Raw genomic sequence first — 25,664 nt, 5'->3', positions numbered from 1 at the left:
TCCACACCGCGTTGCCGCGGGAGCGATCACGACGCCGGCATGTAACGCCAGGTTGCCGTTCGATGCCGGGATGATTGTTCGAAATTTGAATGGCATCTTCGATAATTAAGATAATCGCTTCAGCTGCAGACAGGTGATGATCATGACTCAGACCTATACGGTGGCCGATTATCTGCTCGATCGTCTGGCCCAAATCGGCATCCGTCATTTCTTCGGCGTGCCGGGGGATTACAACCTGCAATTTCTCGATCACGTCCTCGCGCATCCGCAAATCACCTGGGTAGGCTGCGCCAACGAGTTGAACGCCGCCTATGCGGCTGACGGCTATGCGCGCTGCAAACCGGCGGCCGCGCTGCTCACCACCTTCGGCGTGGGGGAGCTGAGCGCGTTGAACGGGGTGGCCGGCAGCTACGCCGAATACCTGCCGGTGATCCACGTGGTTGGCACGCCGGCGCAGCGCGCCCAGCGCGCCGGTGATTTGCTGCATCATTCGCTGGGGGATGGCGACTTCACTCATTTCGCCCGGATAGCCAAAGAGGTGACCGTCGCGCAGGCCGACCTGACCGCCGACAACGCTGCGCTGGAGATAGACCGCCTGATCGGCGCCGCCTTGCTGGAGCATCGCCCGGTTTACCTGATGTTGCCCAGCGACGTCGCGCAGGCGCCGCTGCCGAGTAAACCGGCGCCGCTGATGCTGCGCCAGGCCAAACTGTCGCAGAGCGCATTGCAGGCGTTTATCGCCGCGGCGCGCGAAAAGCTGCTGTCGGCACGGCGGGTGTCGCTGCTGGCGGACTTCCTGGCCGATCGCTTCGGCGCCGAAGCGGCGCTGGACGAGTGGCTGCAGGAGGTCGATATGCCGCATGCGACGCTGTTGCTCGGCAAGGGCCTGCTGGACGAGAATCGCGCCGGTTTTGTCGGTACCTACTGCGGCGGCGCCAGCGATCCGGCGGTGAAACAATTGATCGAAAACGCGGATGTGGTGATCAACGTCGGCGTACGCTTGACCGACACCATTACCGCGGGGTTCACGCATCACCTGCCGGTGGAAAAATGCATCGATATTCAACCGTTCGAAGCCTGGGTCGGGCGGCAGCGCTTTAGCCGCATTCCGATGCGCGAGGCGGTGCAGGCATTGCACCGCCTGAGCCTGTCGCTGGCGTCGCGTTGGCCGTTGCCGCCGATCGTCCGCCCGGCGCTGCCGGAAGGCGATGGGGAAGGGCTGGATCAGCACGCCTTCTGGCGGCAAGTACAGGATTTCCTGCGGCCGGGGGATATCGTGCTGGCCGATCAGGGTACCGCCTGTTTCGGCGCGGCGGCGCTGACGTTGCCGCGCGGCAGCCGGATGATCGTGCAGGCGCTCTGGGGATCGATCGGCTATACCTTACCGGCGGCGTTCGGCGTGCAGACCGCCGAACCGCAGCGCCGGGCAGTATTGCTGATCGGCGACGGCGCCGCGCAGTTAACCGTGCAGGAACTGGGATCGATGCTGCGCGACGGGCTTAAACCGGTGATCTTCGTGTTGAACAATCAGGGGTATACCGTTGAGCGCGCGATTCACGGGCCGGAGCAAAGTTATAACGACATCGCGCGCTGGAACTGGACGCAGTTGCCGATGGCGTTGGCCGGTGATCGGCCGGTGAAGGCGTTGCGGGTCAGCGATCCGGACGGATTGCGTCAGGCGCTGCGCGAGGTAGCGGACGACGAGCGGCTGGCCTTCATCGAAGTGATGCTGCCGAAGATGGACATTCCGGAACTCCTCGATACCGTCTCTCGCGCCATTCAGGCGCGCAACGCCGCCGCTTAAGGCAGGGTGTCGCCCAGCAGGCGCTCCAGCATCCAGAACCCCGCCGGGCCCGGCGGGGTCAGTTTGGACCAGACCGCATCCACCGAAATCAGTTTGGGCCAGCCGCGCGGCCGCAGCTGGGTGAGCCTGCCGTGGCCGTATTGCTGCACCAGCCAGTGCGGCAACACCGCCCAACCGAATCCCTGTTCCGCCATCTCGAGCAACAGCAGATAGCTGGGTGCCGACCAGACCAGCCCGCCTTGTCTGGCCGCCTCGGCGCCGGTGTAGGTGTTCAGGATCAACTGGCGGGTGCTGGACAATTGCTCCGGCGTCGGCGCAGCGACCTGCGCCAGCGGATGCTGATGGGCGACGAACAGCCCCATTTCGGTCTGCTCAGGCAGCCGGGAGAAGGCGATATCCGGCGGATAACTTTTTTGCACTTCCACCATGCCCAAATGCGCGCGGCCGCTTTGCAGCAGATCGATTACGTCGCCTTCCTCAGCGATCATCCATTCCAGCTCAATCTCCGGGTAGCGCTGTTCGAACAGTTGCATCAACCGATCGTGATGCTTGGGCTGGTAGGTATCGGAAAACACCATGCTCAGGCGCGGTTCAACCTCGCCCGCCAACTGAATGCTCAGGGCGTCGAGGCGTTCGCTGGCGGCCAGGATCGCCTGCACATGTCCCAGCACTTTGCGGCCGGCAGCGGTGAGCACCGGCTGGCGCGCGCCGCGATCGAACAGGGTCAGCGCCAGGTCAGCCTCCAGATTGGCGATGGCGGTGCTGATGGTGGATTGGCTTTTGCGCAGTTTGCGCGCGGCGGCGGAAAACGAGCCGAGGGCGGCGGCTTCGACAAACGCGTGCAACGCTTCCGGGGAATAGTGCATGATATATCTACTTTATCGATGGAACCTATTTTTAATCTACCCAAAAAAGCGATGATAATCACCTGGCTTTCGCAACAACTGTTGAAAAAAAGGTGATGTATGCAACTGCAAAACAAGTCTCTCATTGAACGTATCGTCCACGCCGTCGGTTTCGAGGTCATCGCCGTGATGGTTTGCGCCCCGCTGGGCGCGTGGCTGCTGAACCGTTCAATGGTGCAGGTCGGTGCGTTGGCGGTAATGCTCTCCACCGTCGCGATGCTGTGGAACATGGTTTACAACACGGTGTTCGACCGCCTGTGGCCGGTCAGCCGGGTGGTGCGTAACCTGAAGGTGCGTGCGCTGCACGCCGTCGGCTTTGAAGCCGGTTTTATCCTGATCGGCGTGCCGATCGCCGCCTGGATGCTGAGCATCTCCTGGACGCAGGCGTTTATGCTGGAAATCGGTTTCTTCCTGTTCTTCCTGCCGTACACCATGGCCTATAACTGGCTGTACGACATGCTGCGTCAGCGCTGGTTCGAGGCGCGCCAGCCGATCAATTCCGGCGCCAAATAAGGCGTCGTCAGACCGACGATTCTCAGGTAAGGTCAGAGGATCGTCGGAAATGCTGAGGAACGAAGGATGAAAGTGTTGGGTCTGCTGGGCGGCATGAGCTGGGAATCCACCATTCCGTATTACCGCACCATCAACGAGCAGGTAAAGGCGCGCCTTGGCGGGCTGCATTCGGCCAAAATCGTGCTCTACAGCGTCGATTTCCAGGAGATTGAGCGCTTGCAGCACCAGGGCGATTGGGACGGCGCCGGCCGGCTGTTGGCCGCCGCCGCGGTGGCTTTGCGCGCCGCCGGCGCCGAAGCTATCGTGATCTGCACCAACACCATGCACAAGGTGGCGGAGGCGGTCGAGCAGGCCAGCGGTCTGCCGCTGATTCACATCGCCGATGCCACGGCGCTGCAGGTGCGGGAAAAAAACATTTGCCGCGTTGGGCTGCTGGGCACGCGCTTTACCATGGAGCAAAACTTTTACCGCGGCCGCCTGCAGGAATTGCACGGCATCGACGTGGTGACGCCGGTCAGCGCCGATCGCGACATCGTACACCGCATCATCTATGACGAGCTGTGCCTCGGTAAAATTCGCGACGCCTCGCGCGACGAGTATCGCCGGATTATCAGCGATCTGGAACAACAGGGGGCGCAGGGGATTATTTTCGGCTGCACCGAAATAGGCTTGCTGGTGAGCGAGCGGGATGCGTCGGTGCCGGTGTTCGACACCACTGCAATCCACGCCCGCGCCGCCGCGGCGTTCGCGCTGGCCTAATCGTCGCGCGGCGGTTGCCGGCGGTTTACCAGCATCAGCGGCTTGCCCGCCAGCGCCAGCCAGGCGGGCAGCATCACGATGCACAAGACCGGCAGCAGGTGCAGATCCGGCACCACCGCCACCGCCATAAACAGGCTCAGCCAGCCGTCGCGCGTCACTACCAGCACCAGCCCCATGATGGCGCAGGAGACGGTGATCGCCGCCGGCACCGCCGGAACATGCTGGTGCAGCATCAGGCCCAGCGCCGCACCGACGAACACCGCCGGGAAGATGCGCCCGCCGCGAAAACCGCAGGCGGCGGCGATCACCAGCGCCGCCAGCTTGGTCAGGGTAATGGTCAACAGCGCCGGCACCGAATAGCTGTCGTCCACCGCCAGGCGTTTCATCTCATCCAGCCCCTTGAACAGGGTAATCTCTCCGCCCAACAGCGCCAGCAGCCCCAGCACAAAGCCGCCCAGCCCTAACATCAACACCGGATTCTTCATTGAATGGAACAGGCGGTGAACGTGCGGGAAACACCACAGCGCCACCATGCCGAGCGCGATGGCGATCAGCGCCACGATGGCGCCGCTGAAAATGTCCGGCAGCCGCGTCACGTCGTAGGCATCGAGCTGCAGGGCGAAATTGGGCACGAAGAACATCTGCGTGGTGACCGCGCCGGCGGCGGCAGCCACCAGCGGGGCGAACAGCCGATCCCACAGCGGCGTTTCGTTATTGCCGGCCAGGGTTTGCGAAAAGATCAGCGCGGCGGCGACCGGTGTGCCGAACATTGCGCCGATGGTGCCTGCCGCCGCCAGGATGATCCAGTCCATGCGCGGCACCTTCGGCAGCAGGCGCGCGCCGGCCGCCGCCACTAGTGCGATGTTGATGGCGGTGATCGGGTTCTCCGGCCCCAGACTGACGCCGCCGGCCAGGCCGACAATCAGCGCCAACCCCAACCCCGGCAAGGCGGAGAGTGGCAGCGGCATGCCGATCAGCGATTCCGTCGCCGGATCCGGCCCGGCGTGACCCGGCATATAACGCACGATCAGGCCGACCGCCACGCCGGTCAGCGTCAGCATCGCAACCGGCCACCAGGGCGACTGGGCGTCCAGGCTCAGCGCATCGGGCAGCGTCACCCACAGTAATTGCTGCAATGCGGCGGCAATTTTCATCACCAACAGCAGCACCAGACTGGAAACGGAACCGATAATCAGCGCAGGCAAAGCAAAGGCCAACATGGCATTGGCGCGCGGATGCAGCATGAATAATCCCTTGTCGATGCCTCCCTGCGGGGCAGGGAGTGCGGGTGGTTGGGCAGTGGCCACAGCTTGCCAGACTATCGGCGCGCAGGCACGCATTGATATTGCCCGGCGGCGATGACGGTTAACAGTCGCCGGGGGGCGTTTTTTGCCGCAATTTGTTTCAAATCGCGGCATAGCGGACAAGCTGAAACGTTTTTTGTGATCCGGATCGCTATTGAGGTGCAGATCCGAGGCGGGTGATTGTTGTTTTCGCAGCAGGATTTTACAGTGTGGGCAGCGTTTTATTTTTCATTTTGCGGAGACGAAATCAATGACCTATGCCCTCGTGGGTGATGTTGGCGGCACCAATGCCCGCCTGGCGTTGTGCACTGTTGCGACGGGTGAGATTACCCAGGCGAAAACCTATTCCGGCCTGGAGTTCGACAGCCTGGAGGCGGTGATCCGCCAATACCTGAAAGAGTGCGAGATCGAGGTGCAGGACGCCTGCATCGCGATCGCTTGCCCGGTGACGGAAGACTGGGTCGCGATGACCAATCACAGCTGGGCGTTCTCGATCAAAGAAATGAAGGCCAGCCTGGGGCTGAGTCACCTGGAAGTGATCAACGATTTCACCGCCGTCTCGATGGCGATCCCGATGCTCTCGCCGGACGACGTGCTGCAGTTTGGCGGCGGCGATGCGCAGCCGGGCAAACCGATCGCGGTGTACGGCGCCGGCACCGGGCTGGGCGTCGCCCACCTGGTGCAGGTCGATCGCCGCTGGGTCAGCCTGCCGGGCGAGGGCGGCCATGTTGATTTCGCGCCGAACAGCGAAGAAGAAGACATTATTCTGGAGGTGCTGCGCGGTGAAGTGGGGCACGTTTCCGCCGAGCGCGTGCTGTCCGGGCCGGGCCTGGTCAATCTGTATCGCGCCATCGTTAAGGCGGACAACCGCCTGCCGGAGAAACTGGAGCCGAAGGACATCACCGAGCGGGCGCTGGCCGACAGCTGTATCGACTGCCGCCGCGCGCTGTCGCTGTTTTGCGTGATCATGGGGCGCTTCGGTGGCAACCTGGCGCTGAATCTGGGCACCTTCGGCGGTGTGTACATCGCCGGCGGCATCGTGCCGCGCTTTATGGAATTCTTCAAGGCCTCGGGCTTCCGCGCCGCCTTCGAAGACAAAGGGCGTTTCCGTGACTATGTGCGAGACATTCCGGTGTTCATGATAACCCATGGCCAGCCGGGCCTGTTGGGGGCCGGCGCGCATCTGCGCCAGACGCTGGGCATGCGGCTGTAAGCCGCGCGGCGGGGCAATAAAAAAGGGGCGCAACCCGCAGGTTGCGCCCCTTGTCGTTTTCGCAGGGGATCAGGCTTTGGCCAGCTCCGCCGCCTGTGCGGTTTCTTCGCTTTCCATTTCCACCGCTTTCGGCGCTTTGATGAACAGTGTAATCAGCAAAGAAGCGGCAGACAGGACGCCAATCACCATGAAGGTGGCGTGGAAGCCGCCGAAGTATTTGGCGACGAACGAACCGGCCAGCGCGCCCAGGCCGAAGCCCTGATAGATGATGCCGTAGTTCTTACTGTGGTTCTTCAGGCCGAAGAAGTCGCCGACAATCGCCGGGAACACGGTGATATTGCCGCCGAAGCAGAAGGCCACCGCGCCAACGCAGATGAAGAACAGCGTGTGGTTCAGGGTCATGAAACTCAGCGCGACAATCGCCAGCACGGTAACCAGCATGGTGAAGCTGATGACGCGCATACGGCCTACTTTATCAGACAGCGTACCCAGAATGATGCGGCCGGCGGTGTTGAAGATGGCGACGGCGGACACGGTGTTGGCGGCGGTGGCCAAATCCATCCCGGCCAGCTGAACGCCCATGTCTTTCACGATGCCAATCAGGTACAGACCGCTCATGCAGGCGGCGAAGAAGATGGTGAACAGCAGGTAAGCTTCTTTGGTGGCCAGCATCTGGCGCACGCTGAAGTCGTTGCCCAGACCGTTGGCGCCTGGCTGTGCGGCGCTGGTTGTCAGCACCGGCTCTTTCAGCAACAGGGAGCCGACGACGATCAGGCCCATCACGATGGCACCCCAGTAGAAGAAGGCGCCTGAAACGCCGACGTCGGCGATCAGGGCGGCGTTGACGTATTTGAACAGCAGGCTGCCGCTGCCGAAGGCGCCGACGGAGATGCCGGAAATCAGGCCTTTGCTGGCCGGGAACCATTTAATCAGGTTGGACAGGGTGGAGATGTAGGCGATACCGACCGCAAAGCCCACCACCACGCCGGCCAGCAGGTAGATCATGTCGAGCGAGCTGACATGGGCGCTGGCGATCAGGCCCAGGCCGACCAGGATGCCGGAACACAGCGTCAGGTTGCGGATGCCGAAGCGTTCTTGCAGCTTGCCGGCGAACAGCGTGGCGAAAGCCAGGAAGAAGCTGGTGATGGAGAAGGTGGTGGCGACGTCCGCCAGTCCCCAGTGGAACTTGTCGACCAGCGGCTGGTTGAACAGGCTCCAGGTGTAGATGGTGCCCAGACCCATCTGACAGATGATGGTGCCGAGAACGATTAAGCTGCGATTTGCCGGTTTGGTGTTCATGGCCGGTCTCCTTCCTGTGTGTGCGTTGCCGGGCGTGAGCCGCTGGCTGAAATTTGCGGGGTGAATCTGTGTTCCCGCGGTCTGGGCTTATTATATGGCCGGCCCCCCCGGCGGACGGCGGATCGGGAATGAATTGCACGGCAGAAGGAATGAAATGCATTTTATACGGCGTGAGTTGCCGTTTTTACGCCTAAAAGCGCGTGAAATGCCGGGAGTAACACGTGATCTACATCAAAGATATCAACGATTTATTGTTAATCGCCGGTGAACGATTGTGGTGAAATTGTGAAGGATGCGTCTGCAAGGCGTAAATCGGCATTGCGCCTATAGAGCGGCGGCGAGCGCGGGACTATGTTATCTGCGATCGGACGAGGTCCGCTCTGCAGGAGTCCATGAAATGAAAAAAACGCTGTTGTTACTGGCTGCGCTGCTGGCGCTGCCGCTGGCGAGCCAGGCCGACGTCTCCATCGGCGTGAACGTGCCGGGCCTGTCGTTGCATATCGGCGATCGCGATCATCGCGGCCACTACTGGGACGGCTATCGCTGGCGCGATCCGCGCTGGTGGGCCGATCATCACCGGTATGAACGTTCGCGCGGGTACTATTATGGCCCGCCGCCACGGGTGATTTACTACGGGCCGCCGCGGCGCGACTGGCGAGATCGGCCGCATTACCGCATGCCGCCACCACCGCCGCCCGGCTATTACTACCGTCCGGGCCCGCGCTGGTAAGCGCTTACAGGCGCATCAGCTTGCGAAATTCTTTCACCTTGCTGCGGCTGACCGGCACTTCAAACTCAAGATCGCTCAGCCGCAGAATGTAGGTATTGTTGAACCAGGGCACGATCTCGCGGATCTTGGCCAGGTTAACGCAGTAAGAGCGGTGGCAGCGGAAGAAATGCTCTTCCGGCAGCCGGCCGTAAAACTCGGTGAGGTTCATCGGCATCACGAATTCTTCCCGGCGAGTATAGACCCGCGTCACCTTTTCATCGGCGGCGGCGTAATAGATGTCGTTGATGTCGGTAACGATGATCCGCTCGTCTTTGATCAGGTTGATGCTGTGGCTACCGCGGCTCGGCGCGCTGGTCGGTTCCGCCGCGCCGGCGGGGCGATGATGCAGCGCCTCCAGTTTTTGCAACATGGTGACGATGCGCGCCTCGTGATAGGGCTTGAGGATATAGTCGAACGCCTCGATCTCGAAGGCTTCCACCGCGTGTTCTTTATAGGCGGTGATGAACACGATCGATGGCCGATGGGCGAACTTGCTGATGTTTTGCGCCAGCAGCACGCCGTCCAGCGACGGGATGTTGATGTCGAGGAAAATGGCGTCGACCTGGTGGGTTTGCAGGTATTTCAGAACGTCGAGGCCATCCTCGAAGGTAGCGACGATATCGATATTGCTGTGTTTCTTGATCAGGTAGCTGAGTTCTTCCTGCGCGAGGAATTCGTCTTCCACGATGATAGCTTTCATGAGGCCTCCCCGACCGGCGGCGCGCTCGGTTCCTGATGCAGCTTGCCGCCGTTTTTGCTGATGTAGAACGCGATTTCGGTGCCCGGCTCCAGGCGGCGGATATGCAACCCTTCACCGTACAGCAGCGACACGCGGTGATGCACGTTGAGCAGGCCGATATTGTGGCCCGGCATCTCGTTGCGCGCCACCCGGTCGATGGTTTCCTGGTTGATGCCGTGGCCGGTATCCTTCACCGAAATTTTCACCCGATCGCCCTGATCTTTCACCGCGATCACCACCACCCCTTTACCCTTGCAGGGCTGGATGCCGTGCACGATGGCGTTCTCCACCAGCGGCTGGATCAGCAGGCTCGGAATGCGCACCGAGACGTCGTCGTCGATGTCGTAAATCACCGTCAGCTTGGCGCCGAAGCGCGCCTGTTCGATGGCGATATAGTCCTGAATCTGATGCAGTTCCTTACGGATATCGATCAGTTCGTCGTTCAGCTCCAGGTTGTAGCGCAGGTAGCGCGACAGGTTAATGATCAGCTGGCGCGCGGTGTCCGGATTCAGGCGGATGGAGGAAGAGATGGCGTTCAGCGCGTTGAACAGGAAGTGTGGGTTAATCTTGCTCTGCAGCGCGCGCATTTCGGCTTTATCCGCCATCTGGCGCAGATGCTCGATGCGCGAAACCTCCATCTGCGTGGAGATGATCTGCGACAGCCCGACCGCCATTACCTTCAGCGTGTTGGTGATCTGGTGAGCGTGGCAGTAGTAAATTTTCAGCGCGCCGGTCACTTCGCCCTTTTCCCACAGCGGCACCACCAGCTGCGAATGGATCTGCGGCGCGGCCGGGTTTTCCAGGTTGTTTTTGATGATGATTTTGCCGTGGCGAATACTTTCGCGGGTAACGCGGCTCAGCCCTTCGCGGCCGATCGGGTAGGCTTCGCGCCCCACGCCAACGTAAGCCAGCACCTGATGGGTATCGGTGATCGCCACCGCGTCGGCGCGGATGTCCTGGCGGATGATATCGCAAATGGTGGCCAGCGATTCGCTGTTGATGTTGCGAAAATAGGGCAGCGTCTTGTGGGCGATATCCAGTGCCAGCTTGGCCTGGCGTGCGGCGATCACTTCTTTTTCATCTTCGACGCTCTGCACCAGCAGCACGATCAGGCCGATGCACACCGTGCCGAGGATCATCGGCAGCGCGATCTGCGACACGATGTCGAGCCCAAGCTCGGTCGGCTTGGCCCACAGCACGATCAGCAGCATGGTGAGGGATTCGCACAGCATGCCGCCGACGATGCCGGCGCGCCAGCGCTGCTCTTTTCTCACCTTGAGGTTGATGTAGCCGGCGCTGATGCCGGCGATGATGCTGGTGATGAGGCAGGGCACCGAGGTGATGCCGCCGATGTCGATCAGATAGCGGTGCACCCCGGCGATGATGCCGGTGACGATCCCCACCCAGGGGCCGAACAGGATGCCGCCGGCCATGATGGCGATGACGCGCACGTTGACCAGCGAGCCCTCAACGTTGATGCCGGAGTAGGTGCTGAACAGCGCGAACAGCGAGAAGATCGCCGTGACGATGCCGAGCTCGAGCGGCGTATGGTCTTCTTTTTGCAGCAGTTGGCGGAACAGCCGGGTGCGGGTCAGAAAAAACAGACAGATCAACATCAGCGCGGCGCGATCAAACACCGCCAACAGCATTTCAAAAAAAGGGTGCACGACGGGTTCTCGCTGCGGCCTACGGATGACGGCAGTATACCACAGCGAGAAAGGCCCGTGGCTCAGGCCGGCGGTCAGCGCATGCCGAGCTGCGCTTTGCCCAGCGGCGTCAGCAGATCGGCGGTGGCGCGGCCGTCAAAATCCACTTCGAAGTCGTCGGGAGCGAAGTCCGGCGGCGTTCTGCCGTCGATAAAGCTCGGCAGTTGGCGCTGCAGGTAGGCGTCGTTTTTCGCGCAGCCCGGCGCGGCGGCGATGTACATCACGTTGCTGTCGAACTCGCCGTTATGCTCGTTCTCCACCGCGTGGATCACGTCGCAATGCCAAAATACCGTGTCGCCCGGCTCCAGATCGGGAATAGGGGAAATCCCACTTAATAAAAGGGGATGCCATTTTTCCGAGATCGACAGCGCGCGGCCCGGCGCCGCATCGCACAGATCGTCGTCGGCGACGTCGTCCTGCAGCGCGCGCAGCAGCACATAGGCCATGGCGTTGGCGATCGGCACCAGGTTCAGCGTGCCGGCGTTGGTGCGTTGCGGCGTCAGCGCCGTCCAGCCCTGGAAGGTGCGGAACATCGAGCAGACTGCCGGGGAGGCTATTTCGCGCACTTCGGTGCGGCCGTCGGCGGCAAAGGGATCGTACTGCTGCCAGTCGCCGGAGAACACGTGGCGATACACATAGCGGAAATTCTCGTCCAGCCAGCGCTCGATGGTGCCGCTGTCGACGTGCGGCGACAGGCCCAGCGACGAGGAGTTCGGCGGGCGGCGGCGAGTGCGATCGGCGTAGGTGGCGATGCGGGTCGGATCGAAATGCTGCTTGCCGTTGCTTTCGGTGGCCCACAGGCTGTTGAGGAACACCTGCACCGCATGCATGCGCGCATCCTGCCGCGCTTCGACCTGCGGCTTTGACCAATAGATGCCATAAATCTGTGGCTTGCTGGCGGCCAGCTTGCCGAAATAGTTGTCTTCGGCGGCGTTTTTCAACCGCTCGACGAAGTTGTTGCGCTCGAGATAGTCGCCGATTTCCCGGTTCCAGCCCTCGGCCTTGGCGCGGGGAAACACGCCGCGAATGGCGCAGGCGCCGCGCTGCTTGATCAACGCTATCTGTTGATCGCTGACGCGCTGCTGCAGGATATCTTCCGCGTCGATCTGCGGCACCGGATTATGGCCGGCGGCCAGTTCGCGGCGGATCTGGTCGACCTGGCCGCGGATGTTCTCCTCCAGCGCCAGAAAAACTTCGCGGTAGTTCGGCAAGGCCTGGCGCAGCTGGCGCTTGACGTTAACGATCGTCTGCGGAATATCATCGATGACTAAAGAGGCCATGGTGTTCTCCTGGTGCCGCGTGAGTCACTGCGGCGGACGGTTGTAGGGAATCGGGCAAGACGTTATGGTTTTGTGGTTTTAACGTGAATGATTATCGGCAACCAATCGGGGAAAATAAAGAGATATCTTTCATTCGTAAGTTCCTCTTTTTCGTTTTTCGGAGATTTTATGAAGCTGGTCACTGAACGCTTGTACTTACAGTCGATAACCGCCGAGGACTGGCCGCTGTTTCTGCGCCTTTACCAGGATCCTGAGGTGATCCGCTATATCGCCGATCCGCTCAGCGAAGCGGCGATCCGCGAGCGTTTCGACGCGCGGCTGCCGGCCTGGGACAAACACGGCGATCAGTGGCTGTGTCTGGTGATGCGTGAGAAGCACAGCGGGGAGGCGGTGGGCATTACCGGCTTTCGCCCGCAGTGGCTGCCGTATCGGCAGGCGGAGGTGGGATATGGCAGTTTGCCCTCCGGCCAGGGCAAGGGCTATGGTAAGGAGTCGCTGCGGGCGGTGCTGGATTTTGCGGTGAACGCCTGCGGTTTTCACAAGCTGACCGCTACCGTGACCTCCGGCAACCTCGCCTCGCGCGGCCTGCTGGAGTCATGTGGTTTTCAGCTGGAAGGCACGCTGCGCGATAATTTCCGCCTGGCGGGAGAGTGGCGCGACGACTGGCTGTTCGGGCTGTTGGCGGCGGAGTTTCAGGGCGGCAAATAAAAATATCGCGCCGGGTATCGACAAGCTCGCCGGCGCTGCGCTATGTTCGATATTCGGTCAGTTCGCTGGCCAGCGTCGCTCGGACGGTCCGGGCGCTAACGTTTATCGAGGAATCCCCTATGGCTGATAACAGTCCACAGCGCCGTTTTACGCGCATTGAACGTCTTCCCCCTTACGTATTCAACATCACCGCCGAACTGAAGATGGCCGCACGCCGTCGCGGTGAGGATATTATCGATTTCAGCATGGGGAACCCCGACGGCCCGACGCCGCCGCACATCGTGGAAAAACTGTGCGCCGTCGCCCAGCGCGACGACACCCACGGTTATTCCACCTCGCGCGGCATTCCGCGCCTGCGCCGCGCCATTTCGCGCTGGTATGCCGATCGTTATCAGGTGGATATCGATCCGGAAAGCGAAGCCATCGTCACCATCGGTTCGAAAGAGGGGCTGGCACACCTGATGCTGGCGACCCTCGATCACGGCGATACCGTGCTGGTGCCGAACCCCAGTTACCCGATCCACATTTACGGCGCGGTGATCGCCGGCGCCCAGGTGCGTTCGGTGCCGCTGGTGGACGGCGTGGATTTCTTCAGTGAACTGGAGCGCGCCATTCGGGAAACCATTCCGCGCCCGAAAATGATGATCCTCGGCTTCCCGTCCAACCCGACTGCGCAGTGCGTGGAGCTGGATTTCTTCGAGCGGGTGGTGGCGCTGGCCAAACAGTACAACGTGCTGGTGATCCACGACCTGGCCTATGCCGACATCGTTTATGACGGCTGGAAAGCGCCGTCGATCATGCAGGTGCCGGGGGCGAAAGACATTGCGGTGGAGTTCTTCACCCTGTCGAAAAGCTACAACATGGCCGGCTGGCGCATCGGTTTCATGGTCGGCAACCCTGAGCTGGTCAGCGCGCTGGCGCGCATCAAAAGTTATCACGACTACGGCACCTTCACGCCGCTGCAGGTGGCGGCCATCGCCGCGCTGGAAGGCGATCAGCAGTGCGTGCGCGATATCGCCGAGCAGTATCGGCAGCGCCGCAACGTGCTGGTGAAGGGGCTGCACGAGGCCGGCTGGATGGTGGAAAACCCGAAGGCGTCGATGTACGTGTGGGCGAAAATCCCCGAGCCTTATGCCCACCTCGGTTCGCTGGAGTTCGCCAAGCGCCTGCTGGCGGAAGCCAAGGTCTGCGTCTCGCCGGGCATCGGTTTCGGCGACTACGGCGATACCCACGTGCGCTTCGCGCTGATCGAGAATCAGGATCGTATCCGCCAGGCGGTGCGCGGCATCAAGGCGATGTTCCGCGCGGACGGGCTGCTGAAGCCGGGTAAAGCCGGCAGCGCCAAATAACCCTGTCAGGCCGGGCGTTCGCCCGGCCTTATTTTTTCCGTCCCAAGGTTTTCTTCATTATTTCCCCATTATGCTCAACTACGCTGAATTTTATTTTTTGGACAGAGTGTATGAGCAACCGCTACGCGCGATCGCAAATCGTTTTACATTGGCTGACGTTGCTGATGGTGATCCTCACCTATGCGGCGATGTTGCTGAAAGATTCGGTGCCGGAGGCGTGGGTGCCGATGGTCAAAAATCTGCATTTCAACTTTGGGGTATCGGTCTTTGCCCTGATGCTGATTCGGTTGGCGGTGCGCTCTTTCCACGCTGCGCCGCCGACCACGCCACCGCTGGAAGAATGGCAGGAGGTAGGCGCGAAGATTTTCCATTGGCTGCTGTACGTGGTCTTCCTGATGTTGCCGCTGCTGGGCATGTTAACCCTGGCCTACGGTGGGAAATCGTGGTCTTTGCTGGGCTGGCCGATGCCGCAGTGGGTGACGCCGGATCCGGTGATGCGCAAGCTGGTCAAAACGGTGCATGAGACGCTGGCAAACGTTGGCTACTTTATCATTGGCGCGCATGCGCTGGCGGCGCTGTATCACCACTACCTGCGCAAGGACGACACCCTGCGCCGCATGATGCCGGGCAAATGAGCGCTAGCCGAAACGACAAAGGGACGCTTGCGCGTCCCTTTGTCTGTGTTCCTGGTGTGGCTGCTGTCAGGCAACCATCAACATGAAGGTGCCAACCCAGGCAACCAGCATGAATGACACGCCCATCAAAAAATATTTCACTGAACAACTCCTGTCTGGAGTCCTCGCCAGCAATGATCCCGATTGTTGTGCTGAGTATTTTATGGGCAACCTGCTTGTCGGGCGGATTCTTCCAAGCGGAAGAACAACGTCCTCGAGCGCGGGTTGTCCGGTTGTCGCGCCTCATGCTCCGTGAGGTAAAATCCGAACCGCGACAGGATCGGCGCTAATGTACTCTCAATACTGGTCTGATTTCAATACTGTGTTTTTGATCACAATTTTAGGCTATTTTTTAAACAGGGCGCGCTGTTTTATAACGCTTTTTATTTATGTTTACCTATAGTAAGTTTCGACGCTAGGATAGCGTTGTAACGTAGGCTGGCTACAATCGAAAAGGATTTTTAATTTGTTGTTATTAAAGTTTTTTTTTAAAGCATCGGTGCTTTTTTTGATAGCGGCCCCGCCGTCTGCTTTTGCCAGTAATGCTTTGTGGCGCGTAGTGAATAATCTATGTGTGTTTAACTATCAATATTTAGGAACACCATTTCCCTGCGATAAAGTTTCAATGGATGAAGGTGTCGCTCGTGGCTATGCCATCGTACGCGATCTTGAAAGCCGCTATCATTATTTGCTCGTGCCAACGTTGAAAATGGCGGGAGTCGAAAGTCCGGAACTGTTATTAGCTGATACGCCAAATTATTTTGCGTTGGCTTGGCAGAATCGACATGTTCTGGAAGAGGTTTATGGCTCTTCATTGCCACGAGAAGCTTATGCTTTAACAATAAACTCGCAGCGAGGCCGTACTCAAGGGCAATTGCACATTCACATTTCATGCTTGAAACCGCATGTCAGACGCAGTATAGACCGCCAGCTACCTAATATTGGGGATGAATGGACACCGTTGAAAGACAACTTGGTTGGGCAACATTATTTAGGTATGCGAATAAGGCAAGCGGATTTGGACGGTGTGTTTCCATTTATCAATATAGGTCATGATCTGATTAAAAAAAACGCGGATATGAGAAAGTTTGGTGTGGCGGTCGTCCCCGTTACTTTTGAAGATAAACAACAAGGGTTTATTTTATTGGCTGACGAGGAAGGGGCGATGAAAAACAATACGGGGCACACTGAGAATTTGCTTGATTTTTCTTGTAAGAACTTTACCACGCATTCCAGTTAGCGATACGTCGTGAACAGAAAGCCCGCCGTGTGGCGGGCTTTAAAATCGGGTATTGCAATACGGTGGCAGGCGCTCAGGCGACGGCGTTGATGCCGGTCGCCAAAATGACCCAAAAAACGAGACAAGACAGCAGAATAACGGCCCAAATATGACGGCGACTCCACTCCATTTTTAGCCTTCGTTGTTGCGACAAGTGATTAGGTAGCCATCATATCGGCGCAAAACGGGGGAAATTTAGCCCCCTTGGATAATATTTCGCTTACCTGCCGCTAACTTATTGGCAAACTTCACTTATCGTCACGCGCACTTCGTAGCCCAGCAGATACAACGCCTGCTCCAGCGCTTCCACTTTTGAAGCGTAGCCGATATCCAGCAACCGCTCCATTTGCCCGCCGTTGAAACCCAGCTTGCGCGCCAGCGCCGCTTTACCGGTGTTTTTGCGCAGCATCGCGTTGTGCAGTTCGATCTTCAGCGCCACCAGCGCCGGCAGATGTACCCTCAAGTCATCGGTTTGCGAAGGAGAAGGGGCGGGCAGGGGCAGCCCTTCATCCATCGCGGCGGCGATGGCGGCCAGCAGGCTTTCCTGCGCTTCCAGCTCGATGTCTTCGCGTTTATAGCAGGCAGATTGCCACTCGGGGAAGTCGTGGAAACCGATCTGCCAGGCGTCGCTGTCGCTATCGAAGGTGTAATGGGCGGGGTAGTGGCTGTACATGGCAATCCCTGATTGAAACCAGAATGAGGCGCTATTGTGACGGCATGCTCGGGAGATAGCCAGCATGAATGTATCCGTGGGGGAATTTAAATTGAATTGAATAATTATTAGCAGGCAAATTTAATGTTCGTGTTAACAATAATCTTGTTATTTTCTCCAACAAGGCAGGTTATTTAATTGGATGTTTGGATTAATATTCCTGTCGACCGGTGATAATGAGAATTAAAATCAAATATCACACCGGTTTTATACAATTTCACACGAAAGAGTGAAATTAAGAATACTGATCATTAATGTGTTTTATCTTATTGATTTATATTGTTTTAATTTTTGTTATTTCACTTATTGATAATTGTGAAATTCCAGTTTCAGGCAGATATCACCTGGCTGCGGTATTCATTGGCAGATTTATAAAATACTCTTTTTAGGCAAAGGCGCATTCGATTCTATTTAAGCGTGCGCCAGACAGAAATATTCATTACTCCATGCTTATTACCCGGCGGCTCTAGCCGACTTTTCGGGTGCCTGCTCGCATTTCTACTTTGCCAGGACAGCAGCTCACGGATTAAAGGAATACCTCGTGCCTAAAGTTAACTCGCGTTCATTACGCTTTACCGAACGCCACGCTACCAAATATGCGGCGTCATTGCTGTTTATCGGTTTATCCCTGCCGGCCACCGCGCTGGCGGATGAACGCTATGACGCGCTGATCCGTCAGGCCAGATCGGGCGATACTGCGCCGGTGCTGGCGTATTTATCGCAGCGGCGCGCTCAGGAGGGGTTGAGCCTGCAGCAGCGAGCCGATTATATCCAGGTGGCCGGGTGGGCCGGCCACGATGAAGAGGTAGTCGCGCTTTGGCGTGCCGACGGCGCCGCGCTGCAGCGGGATAGCGCCAGTCTGGCGACGGCGGCTCGCGCCTATCGCAACCTGAAGCAGTGGCAACCATCGCTGCGACTGTGGCGTACGGCGTTGCAGCTCGCTCCCGCCGACGGCGGCTTACAGCGTGGCTATGTGATGACGCTGGCGGATGCCGGGCAGGATGCGCAGGCGCAAACGGAGGCGGCCAAAGCGGAGAAGCTGCTGGAGCCGGCGACGTGGTATCTGACGCGCGCCTATGTGGACCAGGCCGCCGGCCGCAGCTGGGCGGCGCTGGAAAACGCCACTCATGCCCGCGCGCTGGCGCCGTCCGACACCGGAATTCAGGCTTATTACGTGACGCTGCTGGCGGCGAATCGGGTTGCGGATCCGGCGCTGCGTGAAAGCCAGGGGCTGACATTGCCGCCCGTGCAGCAGCGGCGCCTGCAGGCGGATGAAGCCGCCGAGCTGGTGCGGTTGTCGTTTATCGATGCTCGCGGCGAACAGGAACGTTTCGTCATCGCCGATCGCGCGCTGGCGCGCTATGACCAACTGCTGACGCAGTGGCGGCCGCTGCCGGAGGCGCAGGACAGCTACCAACAGGCGCGTATCGATCGCCTTGGCGCGCTGCTGGCGCGTTATCGAATGGCCGACGTGGTGAGCGAGTATCAAACCCTGCAGGCGGAAGGGCGCACGGTGCCGGATTATGCCCAGCGCTGGGCGGCGTCCGCCTACCTCTATCTGCAGCAGCCGGACAAGGCGCAGGCCATTTTCGGCCGCCTGAACGCCGCCGCACCGCAGGCGGTGACCGCCGAAGACGAAACCGATCTGTTTTACGCGCAGGCGGAGAACGAACGCATCGATCAGGCGGCGCTGCTGGCGCAGTGCGTCAGCCAGCGCTATCCCTACGCGACCCGCCTGTACCAGCTGCCGACGCTGGCCTACAACGATGATTGGCTGGTCGGCCAATCGCTGCTGGCGCAGTCGCGGGTTTATCAACGCGATCTGGCCGAGGCCGAACGGCAGCTGACCCATCTGGCGCGAACGGCGCCGGGCAATCAGGGTCTGCGCATCTCCTTGGCCAGCGTTTATTTGGCGCGCGGCTGGCCGCGTCGCGCCGAGGAGGAGTTGAAACAGGTGGAAGGGCTGGAGCCGCGCAGCCTGCCGTTGGAGATCCAGCAGGGCTATGTCGCGCAGGGGTTGCAGGAGTGGCGCCAACTGGATTTGCTGGCCGACGACGTCATCCAGCGCGCGCCGGAAAGCGTCGCCGCTCAGCAGTTTGAACGTTCGCGCCGCATTCACCATATGTCTGAACTGCGCATCAGCGGCAATCAGGGCATCGATTCCGACGGGCCGGTCAGCGGCAGCCACGATTTCGGCATACACGCCGCGCTCTATTCACCGCCGATCGACGACAACTGGCGGCTGTTCACCGGCTGGGGATTCAACACCGGCCAGTTCGACGAGGGCAAGGGCATCAACCGCGATCTCAGCGCCGGTGCCGAGTGGCGCTCGCGCGATCTGTGGCTGGAGGCCGAGGTGGCCAACCGCAACTACGGCCACGGCAATGAGCTCGGCCTGCGCCTCTCATCCTGGTATGACCTGAATGATCAATGGCGCCTCGGCGGTTCGGTGGCGCGCCTGTCGGCCGAGACGCCGCTGCGCGCGTTGACCAACGGCATCAGCGCCAACGGCGGCAACCTGTGGCTGCGTTGGCAGCAGAACGAAAGCCGCGAGCTGCGCGCCAGCGTGGCGCCTTCGCACTTCTCGGACGGCAACAACCGGCTGGAATACGGCCTGGAAGGGCGGCAACGGCTGCTCGCCGGCGCCCGTTATCGGCTGGACATGAACCTGACGCTGTCCGGCAGCCGCAACAGCCAGGAGAACGTGCCGTATTACAACCCGAAGCGCGACTTCACGCTGCTGCCGTCGTTAACGCTCGATCACACCCTGTATCGCCATTATCAGACCGAGTGGAGCCAGCAGTTCCAGGCCGGCGCCGGCAGCTATTGGCAGCGGGACTATGCGCGCAAGCCGATCACCCAGCTGGGTTACGGCCAGCGCGTCAGCTGGAACGGAGTGCTGGACGCCGGCGTGATGCTGCAGTTTGAGAAGCATCCGTACGACGGCAAACGCGAGCGGAACATCGGCGTGACGTTTGATCTGAATTATCGTTTTTAAAGGAATCATCATGCTTATTCGATCCTCGCTTTTAGTGCTGGCCGCGTTGCTGACCACCGCCTGCAGTCAGGCGGACGTACCGCGCTTCACGCCGCCGGCGGAGCGATCCGTGGGGCCAATGGAACGCCCGTGGCCGGCCAACCGCTACGCGGTGCTGGCGTATCACGACGTGGAAGACGGCGCGGCGGACCAGCGCTACATGTCGGTGCGCACCAGCGCGCTTAACGAACAGTTCGCCTGGCTGAAGCAAAACGGCTATCAGCCGGTGTCGGTCGAGCAGATCCTGCAGGCGCAGAACGGCGGCCCGGCGTTGCCGAACAAGGCGGTGCTGCTGACTTTCGACGACGGCTACCGCAGCTTCTACAGCCGGGTATTCCCGTTGCTGAAGGCCTACAACTGGCCGGCGGTGCTGGCGCCGGTCGGCGTTTGGCTGGATGCGCCGGCCGACAAGCCGGTCGATTTCGGCGGCCTGATGACGCCGCGCGATCGCTTCCTCACCTGGCAGCAGGTGCGGGAAGTGTCGGACTCCGGGCTGGTGGAGATCGGCGCGCATACCTACGCCTCGCATTATGGCGGCATCGCCAACCCGCAGGGCAATACCGAACCGGCGGTCGCCAATCGGCTGTACGACGCCAAGCAGGGCCGCTATGAAAGCGAGACGGAATACCGCCAACGCATCGAGAAGGACGTGGCGTTGATCACCCGGCGCATCACCGCTGCCACCGGTAAGGCGCCGCGCGTGTGGGTCTGGCCGTACGGTGCGGCCGGCGGCGTGGCGCTGGATATCGCGCGCAAGCACGGTTACCGCATGGCGCTGACGCTGGAGAACGGGCTGGGAGACGTCAACGCGCCTGAGAACGTGCCGCGCATGCTGGTGGCCGGCAATCCGTCGCTGACGAGCTTCGCCCAGCAGCTGACGCAGATACAGAACCGACAGATCATGCGGGTGGCGCACGTCGATCTCGACTACCTCTACGATCCCGATCCGCAGCAGCAGGCCAAAAATCTCGACAAGCTGATCCAGCGCATCTACGACCTGCGCATCAATACCGTTTTCCTGCAGGCGTTCGCCGATCCAAAAGGCGACGGCAACGTGCGCGAGCTCTATTTCCCCAACCGCTGGCTGCCGATGAAGGCCGACCTGTTCAACCGGGTCTCCTGGCAGCTCTCGTCGCGCACCGGCGTGGCCGTGTATGCCTGGATGCCGGTGCTGGCGTTCGAGCTGGGGTCTGACGTGCCGCGCGTGCAGCGCCTCGATCCGCAAAGCGGGCAGCTGTCGGTAGACGACAAGCAGTATCGTCGCCTGTCGCCGTTCAGTCCGGTGGCGCGCCAGCGCATCGGTGAGATCTACGAGGATCTGGCGGCCCACGCCACTTTCAAAGGGATCCTGTTCCACGACGATGCGCTGCTGTCGGACTTCGAAGATGCCGGCCCCGAAGCCGTTGCGGCCTATCGCCAGGCCGGTTTCGCCGATTCGGTGGCGGCGATTCGTCAGGATCCGCAGGCGATGGCGCGCTGGACGCGCTTCAAGAGCCGGGCGCTGATCGACTTTACCCAGTCGCTGGCCGAACGGGTGCGGGCGATCCGCGGTCCGCAGGTGCAAACCGCGCGCAATATTTATGCGATGCCGGTACTCGATCCCGCCAGTGAAGCCTGGTTCGGCCAGAATTTAGCGGATTTCCTGCAGGCCTACGACTGGGTAGCGCCGATGGCGATGCCGCTGATGGAAAATGTGCCGCGCGCCGACAGCGGCCGCTGGCTGGATCAACTGGTGGGCAAAGTGGCCGCTTACCCCGGCGCGCTCGATAAAACGGTGTTTGAGTTGCAGGCTGTCGACTGGCGCAAGGAGCGCCGAATCAGCCTGGATGACGGTCAACTGCTGGCCGAATGGATGCGTCGCCTGCAGCGCAATGGCGCTCAGAGCTTTGGTTATTACCCCGACAACTTCCTCGACGATCGGCCTAAGCTGGATGCCGTTCGCCCGGTGTTGTCCTCAGCCTGGTTCCCACTGCCATGACCGATCGTTTAATTGCCTTATTTATCCTGTGTCTGGTGTTGAGCGTGCCTTTCGGCATTGTCCTGCTGTTTACCGGCGAAATGCTGCTCAACTTCGTGTTCTTCTGGCCGTTGTTCATGTCCGGCATCTGGATCGCCGGCGGCATCTATTTCTGGCTGCATCGCGAGCGGCATTGGCGCTGGAGCCCGAACATGCCCGCGCCGGCGCTGCCGGGCAACCCGTCGATCAGCGTGCTGATCCCCTGTTTCAACGAAGGGTTGAACGCGCGTGAAACCATTTCGGCGGCGATGGCGCAGCGCTATGACAATATCGAAGTGATCGCCATCAACGACGGCTCCAGCGATGACACCGCCGAGGTGTTGGACCAGTTGACGCTGGAGTTCCCCCGGCTGCGAGTGATCCATCTGGCGCAAAATCAGGGCAAGGCGATTGCACTGCAGGCGGGCGCAGCGGCGGCGCGCAGCGAGTATCTGGTGTGCATCGACGGCGATGCGCTGCTGGATCGCGATGCGGCAGCCTATTTGGTGGCGCCGCTGTTGGCCAATCCGCATGTCGGCGCGGTGACCGGCAATCCGCGCATCCGCACGCGCTCCACGCTGATCGGCCGCATCCAGGTCGGTGAGTTTTCGTCGATCATCGGCCTTATCAAGCGCACGCAGCGCGTTTATGGCCGCCTGTTCACCATCTCCGGCGTGGTCGCGGCGTTTCGTAAGCAAGCGCTTACCGATGTCGGTTACTGGAGTCAGGACATGATCACCGAAGACATCGACATCAGCTGGAAGCTGCAGCTGAAGCACTGGGCTATCTTCTTCGAACCGCGAGCGCTGTGCTGGATCCTGATGCCGGAGACCTTGCGCGGGCTATGGAAGCAGCGCCTGCGCTGGGCGCAGGGCGGCGCCGAGGTGTTTTTAAAGAATCTGCGCAACCTGTGGGCCTGGGAGCACCGGCATATGTGGCTGCTGTTCGCCGAGTATTGCCTCTCCACGCTGTGGGCGTTCACTTACCTGGTCAGCGTGCTGATTTTTCTGGTTGGACTGGCGATACCGCTGCCGGAGGGCATCCGCATTCACTCGCTGCTGACGCCGGCGTTTACCGGCCTGGTGCTGGGCGTGGTGTGCTTGCTGCAGTTCACCGTCAGTCTGCTGCTGGAGAAGCGCTATGAGAAGGGCTTTGGCCGCTCGTTGTTCTGGATCATCTGGTATCCGCTGGTGTATTGGCTGCTCAGCTTGCTGACCACGCTGGTGGCGTTTTCCAAAGTGATGTTGAAAGCTCGGCGCGGGCGTGCGCGCTGGATAAGCCCCGACCGGGGCATTGGGAGGATCAAAGAATGACGGACGTCCTGATTTATTCCGAGCGCGGCCTGCTGCCGCGCGTGGTAGACAGCCTGCTGACGCTTTTCGCCTGGTGCGGCTTTCTTTATCTGTTCAGCCGCGGCCTGATGTCGGTGATGGATCAGCACGGGGTGGGCTCCGCCCTGTCGCTGCTGGAAGTGATCTCGCTGTATATCATTGTGGCGTTGTTCAATGCCGTCACTCTGATCGCCTGGGCCAAATACAACCAGTATTTCTCCCGTCGCAGGGCGGCCGACCGCTGGCGGAAACAGCAACAGAACACCCACATCGGCTATATCACGCCGGAGCTGACCCGGCAGTTGCGGCGTTTGCCGATCGCCGTAGTGTCCCACAACAGCGGCGGCGGTATCAGCCAGGTTAGCGGCAGGCTGACGGCGGCCGAACCGGCAGCGAACAAGGTGGTGCAGCTGCGTTAATCGTCAGCGTTGCCGTCCGGCTTGCGGCGCAGCCCGTCGGGCGGCAACAGCAGGGCGCAGATCATCCCCGCCAGACTGAACAGCGGCAGCCAGCGCGCCACCGGGCCGGGAGAGTAATTGTTCAGCACCGAACACACATAGCACGCCACGGCCAGCGCCCATCCGGGCAGGCCGATATCGTTGAGCCGAAACGCGGTTTTGGCCATAAACCACGCCACCAGGCCAAAACAGAACAGCGCCCACACCATGATGCACAGCAGATACAGCAGCACCGAGACGAATTCCTCGGTATCGCCGTGCGCATGGGCGCGAAAATGGTTTTTATCCAGATAGGTCGACAGAAACGACAGTAGCACGATGCCAACGGCGAAGATCGCCAGCGAAAAAACAAAGGGTTTGCGCGAGATGCGCCCACGATAAAGGTCTTTGGCGAGTTGTCCGAGAGAGTCCATCACAATCCGTTGTCATAATCATTGACCGCCCGGCGGTGGCCGGATGGCAAGCAGCCGGGCATTTTATCGGGGTAAATGCGGGCGTCAAGGTGATAATTTTTCTCATTTAGTTGCGGTTGAGATTCCACGCGGCCGCATCGAGCGTCCCTTCACCGTGCAAAACGTCACAATTTGGCACGTTTGGCTACCTGGCGCGGTAATTGGCGGCATAATCCTGTTTGTTCGCGTTGAACAATGCATTAACATAACTCCCACTTATCTCTTGCATGGCTATATGGATATCCGATGCGTCACCTGGTTGCGCTTTTACCGCTGATTACCTTGCTTGCTGCCTGTAGCAGCACGCCGAAACCCAGTACCACCGCTACGCCGCAGAGCACCCCGGTAAAGGGCGGCTTTTTGCTGAGCCCGGCGCACAGCGGCGCGCCGCTGGGGGGGGATTTCGCCAATAACCCGAATACCGCGCGCTTTATCGATAAGATGGTGCAGGAACACGGCTTTGATCGGCAGCAGCTGCACGACGTGCTGGCGCAGGCACGGCGTTTGGATTCGGTGCTGCGGCTGATGGACAGGCAGGCGCCGACGCCGTCTACCCAGGGGCCAACCGGGCCGAATGGCTCCTGGCTGCGCTACCGCAACAAGTTCATCACCCCGGATAACGTGCAAAACGGCGTGGTGTTCTGGAATCAATATCAGGATGCGCTGCAGCGCGCCTGGCAGGTGTACGGCGTGCCGCCGGAGATCATCGTGGGGATTATCGGCGTGGAGACCCGCTGGGGCCGCGTAATGGGTAAAACCCGCATTATCGACGCGCTGGCGACGTTGGCCTTCGACTACCCGCGCCGCGCCGATTACTTCGCCGGTGAGCTGGAAACCTTCCTGCTGATGTCGCGCACCGAAGGTGACGATCCGCTCGAACTGCGCGGCTCCTTTGCCGGCGCGATGGGCTATGGGCAGTTCATGCCTTCTTCCTTCAAAAGCTATGCGGTCGACTTCAACGGCGATGGGCATATCAACCTGTGGGATCCGGTCGATGCCATCGGCAGCGTGGCCAATTACTTCAAGGCGCACGGCTGGTCCAAAGGCGAACCGGTCGCCATTCAGGCCAACGGCCAGGCACCGGGGCTGGAAAACGGCTTCAAGACGCGCTACTCGGTTGCCGCGCTGGCGGAAGCCGGCCTAAGCCCGCAGGGCTCGCTCGGCGATAATCAGGAAGCCAGCCTGCTGCGGCTGGACATCGGCACCGGCTACCAGTATTGGTATGGCCTGCCGAACTTCTACGTCATCACCCGCTATAACCACAGCACCCATTACGCCATGGCGGTATGGCAGCTGGGCGAGGCGGTCGGGCGCTCGGCGCGCGGCGGCTTCTGACGCTGCGTCAATAAACGAAAAAGGCCGCTTGCGCGGCCTTTT

23 protein-coding genes are annotated in these 25,664 nt (G+C 60.4%); 14 read left to right on the top strand and 9 right to left on the bottom strand.

All coding sequences use genetic code 11. The annotated features are described in order from the left end of the window. The first annotated feature begins 142 nt into the window (after positions 1-142). Positions 143-1,804 carry an alpha-keto acid decarboxylase family protein gene (locus GT753_RS13595; RefSeq protein WP_160125673.1) on the top strand — a complete coding sequence of 554 codons (1,662 nt, stop codon included), beginning with the start codon at positions 143-145 and terminating at the stop codon, positions 1,802-1,804. Here GT753_RS13595 and GT753_RS13590 read toward each other — a convergent pair. Next, complete coding sequence (locus GT753_RS13590; RefSeq protein WP_044030749.1) at positions 1,801-2,670, bottom strand: LysR family transcriptional regulator; 870 nt, start codon at positions 2,668-2,670, stop codon at positions 1,801-1,803. The two genes, GT753_RS13595 and GT753_RS13590, sit on opposite strands and share 4 nt — an antisense overlap. Positions 2,671-2,769: 99 nt before the next feature. On the opposite strand from GT753_RS13590, the gene GT753_RS13585 reads away from it, so the two are divergent. Continuing rightward, the gene (locus GT753_RS13585) at positions 2,770-3,222 is read left to right on the top strand and encodes a multidrug/biocide efflux PACE transporter (protein WP_160125672.1); all 453 of its coding nucleotides are present in this window, start codon (positions 2,770-2,772) and stop codon (positions 3,220-3,222) included. Positions 3,223-3,288: 66 nt separating this feature from the next. Then, positions 3,289-3,981 (top strand): aspartate/glutamate racemase family protein, encoded by a 693-nt coding sequence (locus GT753_RS13580; RefSeq protein ID WP_015378654.1) that lies wholly within the window; start codon positions 3,289-3,291, stop codon positions 3,979-3,981. Here GT753_RS13580 and GT753_RS13575 read toward each other — a convergent pair. Next, positions 3,978-5,225 (bottom strand): ion channel protein, encoded by a 1,248-nt coding sequence (locus GT753_RS13575; protein ID WP_021505606.1) that lies wholly within the window; start codon positions 5,223-5,225, stop codon positions 3,978-3,980. The genes GT753_RS13580 and GT753_RS13575 overlap by 4 nt on opposite strands. Before the next feature lie 310 nt (positions 5,226-5,535). Between GT753_RS13575 and glk the strand changes: the two genes are divergently transcribed. Continuing rightward, a complete protein-coding gene (glk, locus tag GT753_RS13570) occupies positions 5,536-6,498 on the top strand; it encodes a glucokinase (RefSeq protein WP_015378652.1) in 963 nt (320 codons plus the stop codon). A 69-nt stretch (positions 6,499-6,567) separates the two neighbouring features. Here glk and GT753_RS13565 read toward each other — a convergent pair whose 3' ends face one another. Continuing rightward, the gene (locus GT753_RS13565) at positions 6,568-7,797 is read right to left on the bottom strand and encodes an OFA family MFS transporter (protein ID WP_160125671.1); all 1,230 of its coding nucleotides are present in this window, start codon (positions 7,795-7,797) and stop codon (positions 6,568-6,570) included. A 397-nt stretch (positions 7,798-8,194) separates the two neighbouring features. On the opposite strand from GT753_RS13565, the gene GT753_RS13560 reads away from it, so the two are divergent. Next, positions 8,195-8,527 carry a DUF2502 domain-containing protein gene (locus GT753_RS13560; RefSeq protein WP_033632450.1) on the top strand — a complete coding sequence of 111 codons (333 nt, stop codon included), beginning with the start codon at positions 8,195-8,197 and terminating at the stop codon, positions 8,525-8,527. 4 nt (positions 8,528-8,531) lie between these two features. On the opposite strand, the gene GT753_RS13555 is transcribed toward GT753_RS13560, so the two are convergent. The 3 genes from GT753_RS13555 to GT753_RS13545 all read right to left on the bottom strand — a co-directional run bounded on the left by GT753_RS13555 (position 8,532) and on the right by GT753_RS13545 (position 12,291). Beyond that, positions 8,532-9,266, bottom strand: a complete 735-nt coding sequence (locus tag GT753_RS13555; protein ID WP_004936341.1) for a LytTR family DNA-binding domain-containing protein — start codon at positions 9,264-9,266, stop codon at positions 8,532-8,534. Continuing rightward, positions 9,263-10,954, bottom strand: a complete 1,692-nt coding sequence (locus tag GT753_RS13550) for a sensor histidine kinase (RefSeq protein ID WP_033632451.1) — start codon at positions 10,952-10,954, stop codon at positions 9,263-9,265. The genes GT753_RS13555 and GT753_RS13550 overlap by 4 nt, the downstream gene beginning before the upstream one ends. Positions 10,955-11,046: 92 nt before the next feature. After that, on the bottom strand, positions 11,047-12,291 hold the full coding sequence (locus tag GT753_RS13545) for a DUF1479 domain-containing protein (RefSeq protein ID WP_044030753.1): 1,245 nt from the start codon (positions 12,289-12,291) through the stop codon (positions 11,047-11,049). 168 nt (positions 12,292-12,459) lie between these two features. Between GT753_RS13545 and GT753_RS13540 the strand changes: the two genes are divergently transcribed. The 3 genes from GT753_RS13540 to GT753_RS13530 all read left to right on the top strand — a co-directional run bounded on the left by GT753_RS13540 (position 12,460) and on the right by GT753_RS13530 (position 14,983). Next, positions 12,460-12,999: a GNAT family N-acetyltransferase gene (locus GT753_RS13540; RefSeq protein ID WP_015378646.1), complete on the top strand. Its 540-nt coding sequence runs from the start codon at positions 12,460-12,462 to the stop codon at positions 12,997-12,999. A gap of 119 nt (positions 13,000-13,118) precedes the next feature. Further along, a complete protein-coding gene (alaC, locus tag GT753_RS13535) occupies positions 13,119-14,348 on the top strand; it encodes an alanine transaminase (protein WP_004936329.1) in 1,230 nt (409 codons plus the stop codon). A 110-nt stretch (positions 14,349-14,458) separates the two neighbouring features. Continuing rightward, entirely contained in the window at positions 14,459-14,983 is a 525-nt protein-coding gene (locus GT753_RS13530; protein ID WP_044030756.1) for a cytochrome b, read from the top strand. A 66-nt stretch (positions 14,984-15,049) separates the two neighbouring features. Here the strand turns inward: GT753_RS13530 and ypdK are convergent, their stop codons facing one another. Beyond that, on the bottom strand, positions 15,050-15,124 hold the full coding sequence (gene ypdK, locus GT753_RS13525; protein WP_099782600.1) for a membrane protein YpdK: 75 nt from the start codon (positions 15,122-15,124) through the stop codon (positions 15,050-15,052). A gap of 364 nt (positions 15,125-15,488) precedes the next feature. Between ypdK and GT753_RS13520 the strand changes: the two genes are divergently transcribed. After that, positions 15,489-16,262, top strand: coding sequence for a CDP-diacylglycerol diphosphatase (locus GT753_RS13520; RefSeq protein ID WP_076740565.1), 774 nt, complete (start codon positions 15,489-15,491; stop codon positions 16,260-16,262). Positions 16,263-16,536: 274 nt separating this feature from the next. Here the strand turns inward: GT753_RS13520 and GT753_RS13515 are convergent, their stop codons facing one another. Then, positions 16,537-16,974, bottom strand: coding sequence for a hypothetical protein (locus GT753_RS13515; protein WP_004936322.1), 438 nt, complete (start codon positions 16,972-16,974; stop codon positions 16,537-16,539). 580 nt (positions 16,975-17,554) lie between these two features. Between GT753_RS13515 and pgaA the strand changes: the two genes are divergently transcribed. Genes pgaA through pgaD form a run of 4 tightly spaced genes read left to right on the top strand, consistent with a single transcriptional unit; the run spans position 17,555 to position 23,796 of the window. Next, entirely contained in the window at positions 17,555-20,011 is a 2,457-nt protein-coding gene (pgaA, locus tag GT753_RS13510) for a poly-beta-1,6 N-acetyl-D-glucosamine export porin PgaA (protein ID WP_160125670.1), read from the top strand. Between the two features lie 10 nt (positions 20,012-20,021). Further along, positions 20,022-22,028 (top strand): poly-beta-1,6-N-acetyl-D-glucosamine N-deacetylase PgaB, encoded by a 2,007-nt coding sequence (pgaB, locus tag GT753_RS13505; RefSeq protein ID WP_015378641.1) that lies wholly within the window; start codon positions 20,022-20,024, stop codon positions 22,026-22,028. After that, positions 22,025-23,359 (top strand): poly-beta-1,6-N-acetyl-D-glucosamine synthase, encoded by a 1,335-nt coding sequence (gene pgaC / locus GT753_RS13500; RefSeq protein WP_160125669.1) that lies wholly within the window; start codon positions 22,025-22,027, stop codon positions 23,357-23,359. The genes pgaB and pgaC overlap by 4 nt, the downstream gene beginning before the upstream one ends. Next, positions 23,356-23,796 (top strand): poly-beta-1,6-N-acetyl-D-glucosamine biosynthesis protein PgaD, encoded by a 441-nt coding sequence (pgaD, locus tag GT753_RS13495; protein ID WP_015378639.1) that lies wholly within the window; start codon positions 23,356-23,358, stop codon positions 23,794-23,796. Before pgaC ends, pgaD begins: the two co-directional genes overlap by 4 nt. On the opposite strand, the gene GT753_RS13490 is transcribed toward pgaD, so the two are convergent. Further along, a complete protein-coding gene (locus GT753_RS13490) occupies positions 23,793-24,248 on the bottom strand; it encodes a DUF805 domain-containing protein (protein ID WP_015378638.1) in 456 nt (151 codons plus the stop codon). The genes pgaD and GT753_RS13490 overlap by 4 nt on opposite strands. Positions 24,249-24,533: 285 nt before the next feature. Between GT753_RS13490 and mltB the strand changes: the two genes are divergently transcribed. Then, complete coding sequence (mltB, locus tag GT753_RS13485) at positions 24,534-25,622, top strand: lytic murein transglycosylase B (RefSeq protein WP_088381823.1); 1,089 nt, start codon at positions 24,534-24,536, stop codon at positions 25,620-25,622. Positions 25,623-25,664 lie beyond the last annotated feature (42 nt).

It is taken from the genome of Serratia sp. Z4 (assembly GCF_009900725.1).
GTDB lineage: Bacteria > Pseudomonadota > Gammaproteobacteria > Enterobacterales > Enterobacteriaceae > Serratia > Serratia nematodiphila.
The sequence above is the reverse complement of the archived record's forward strand: the minus strand, read 5'-3'. Positions and strand labels throughout refer to the sequence as shown.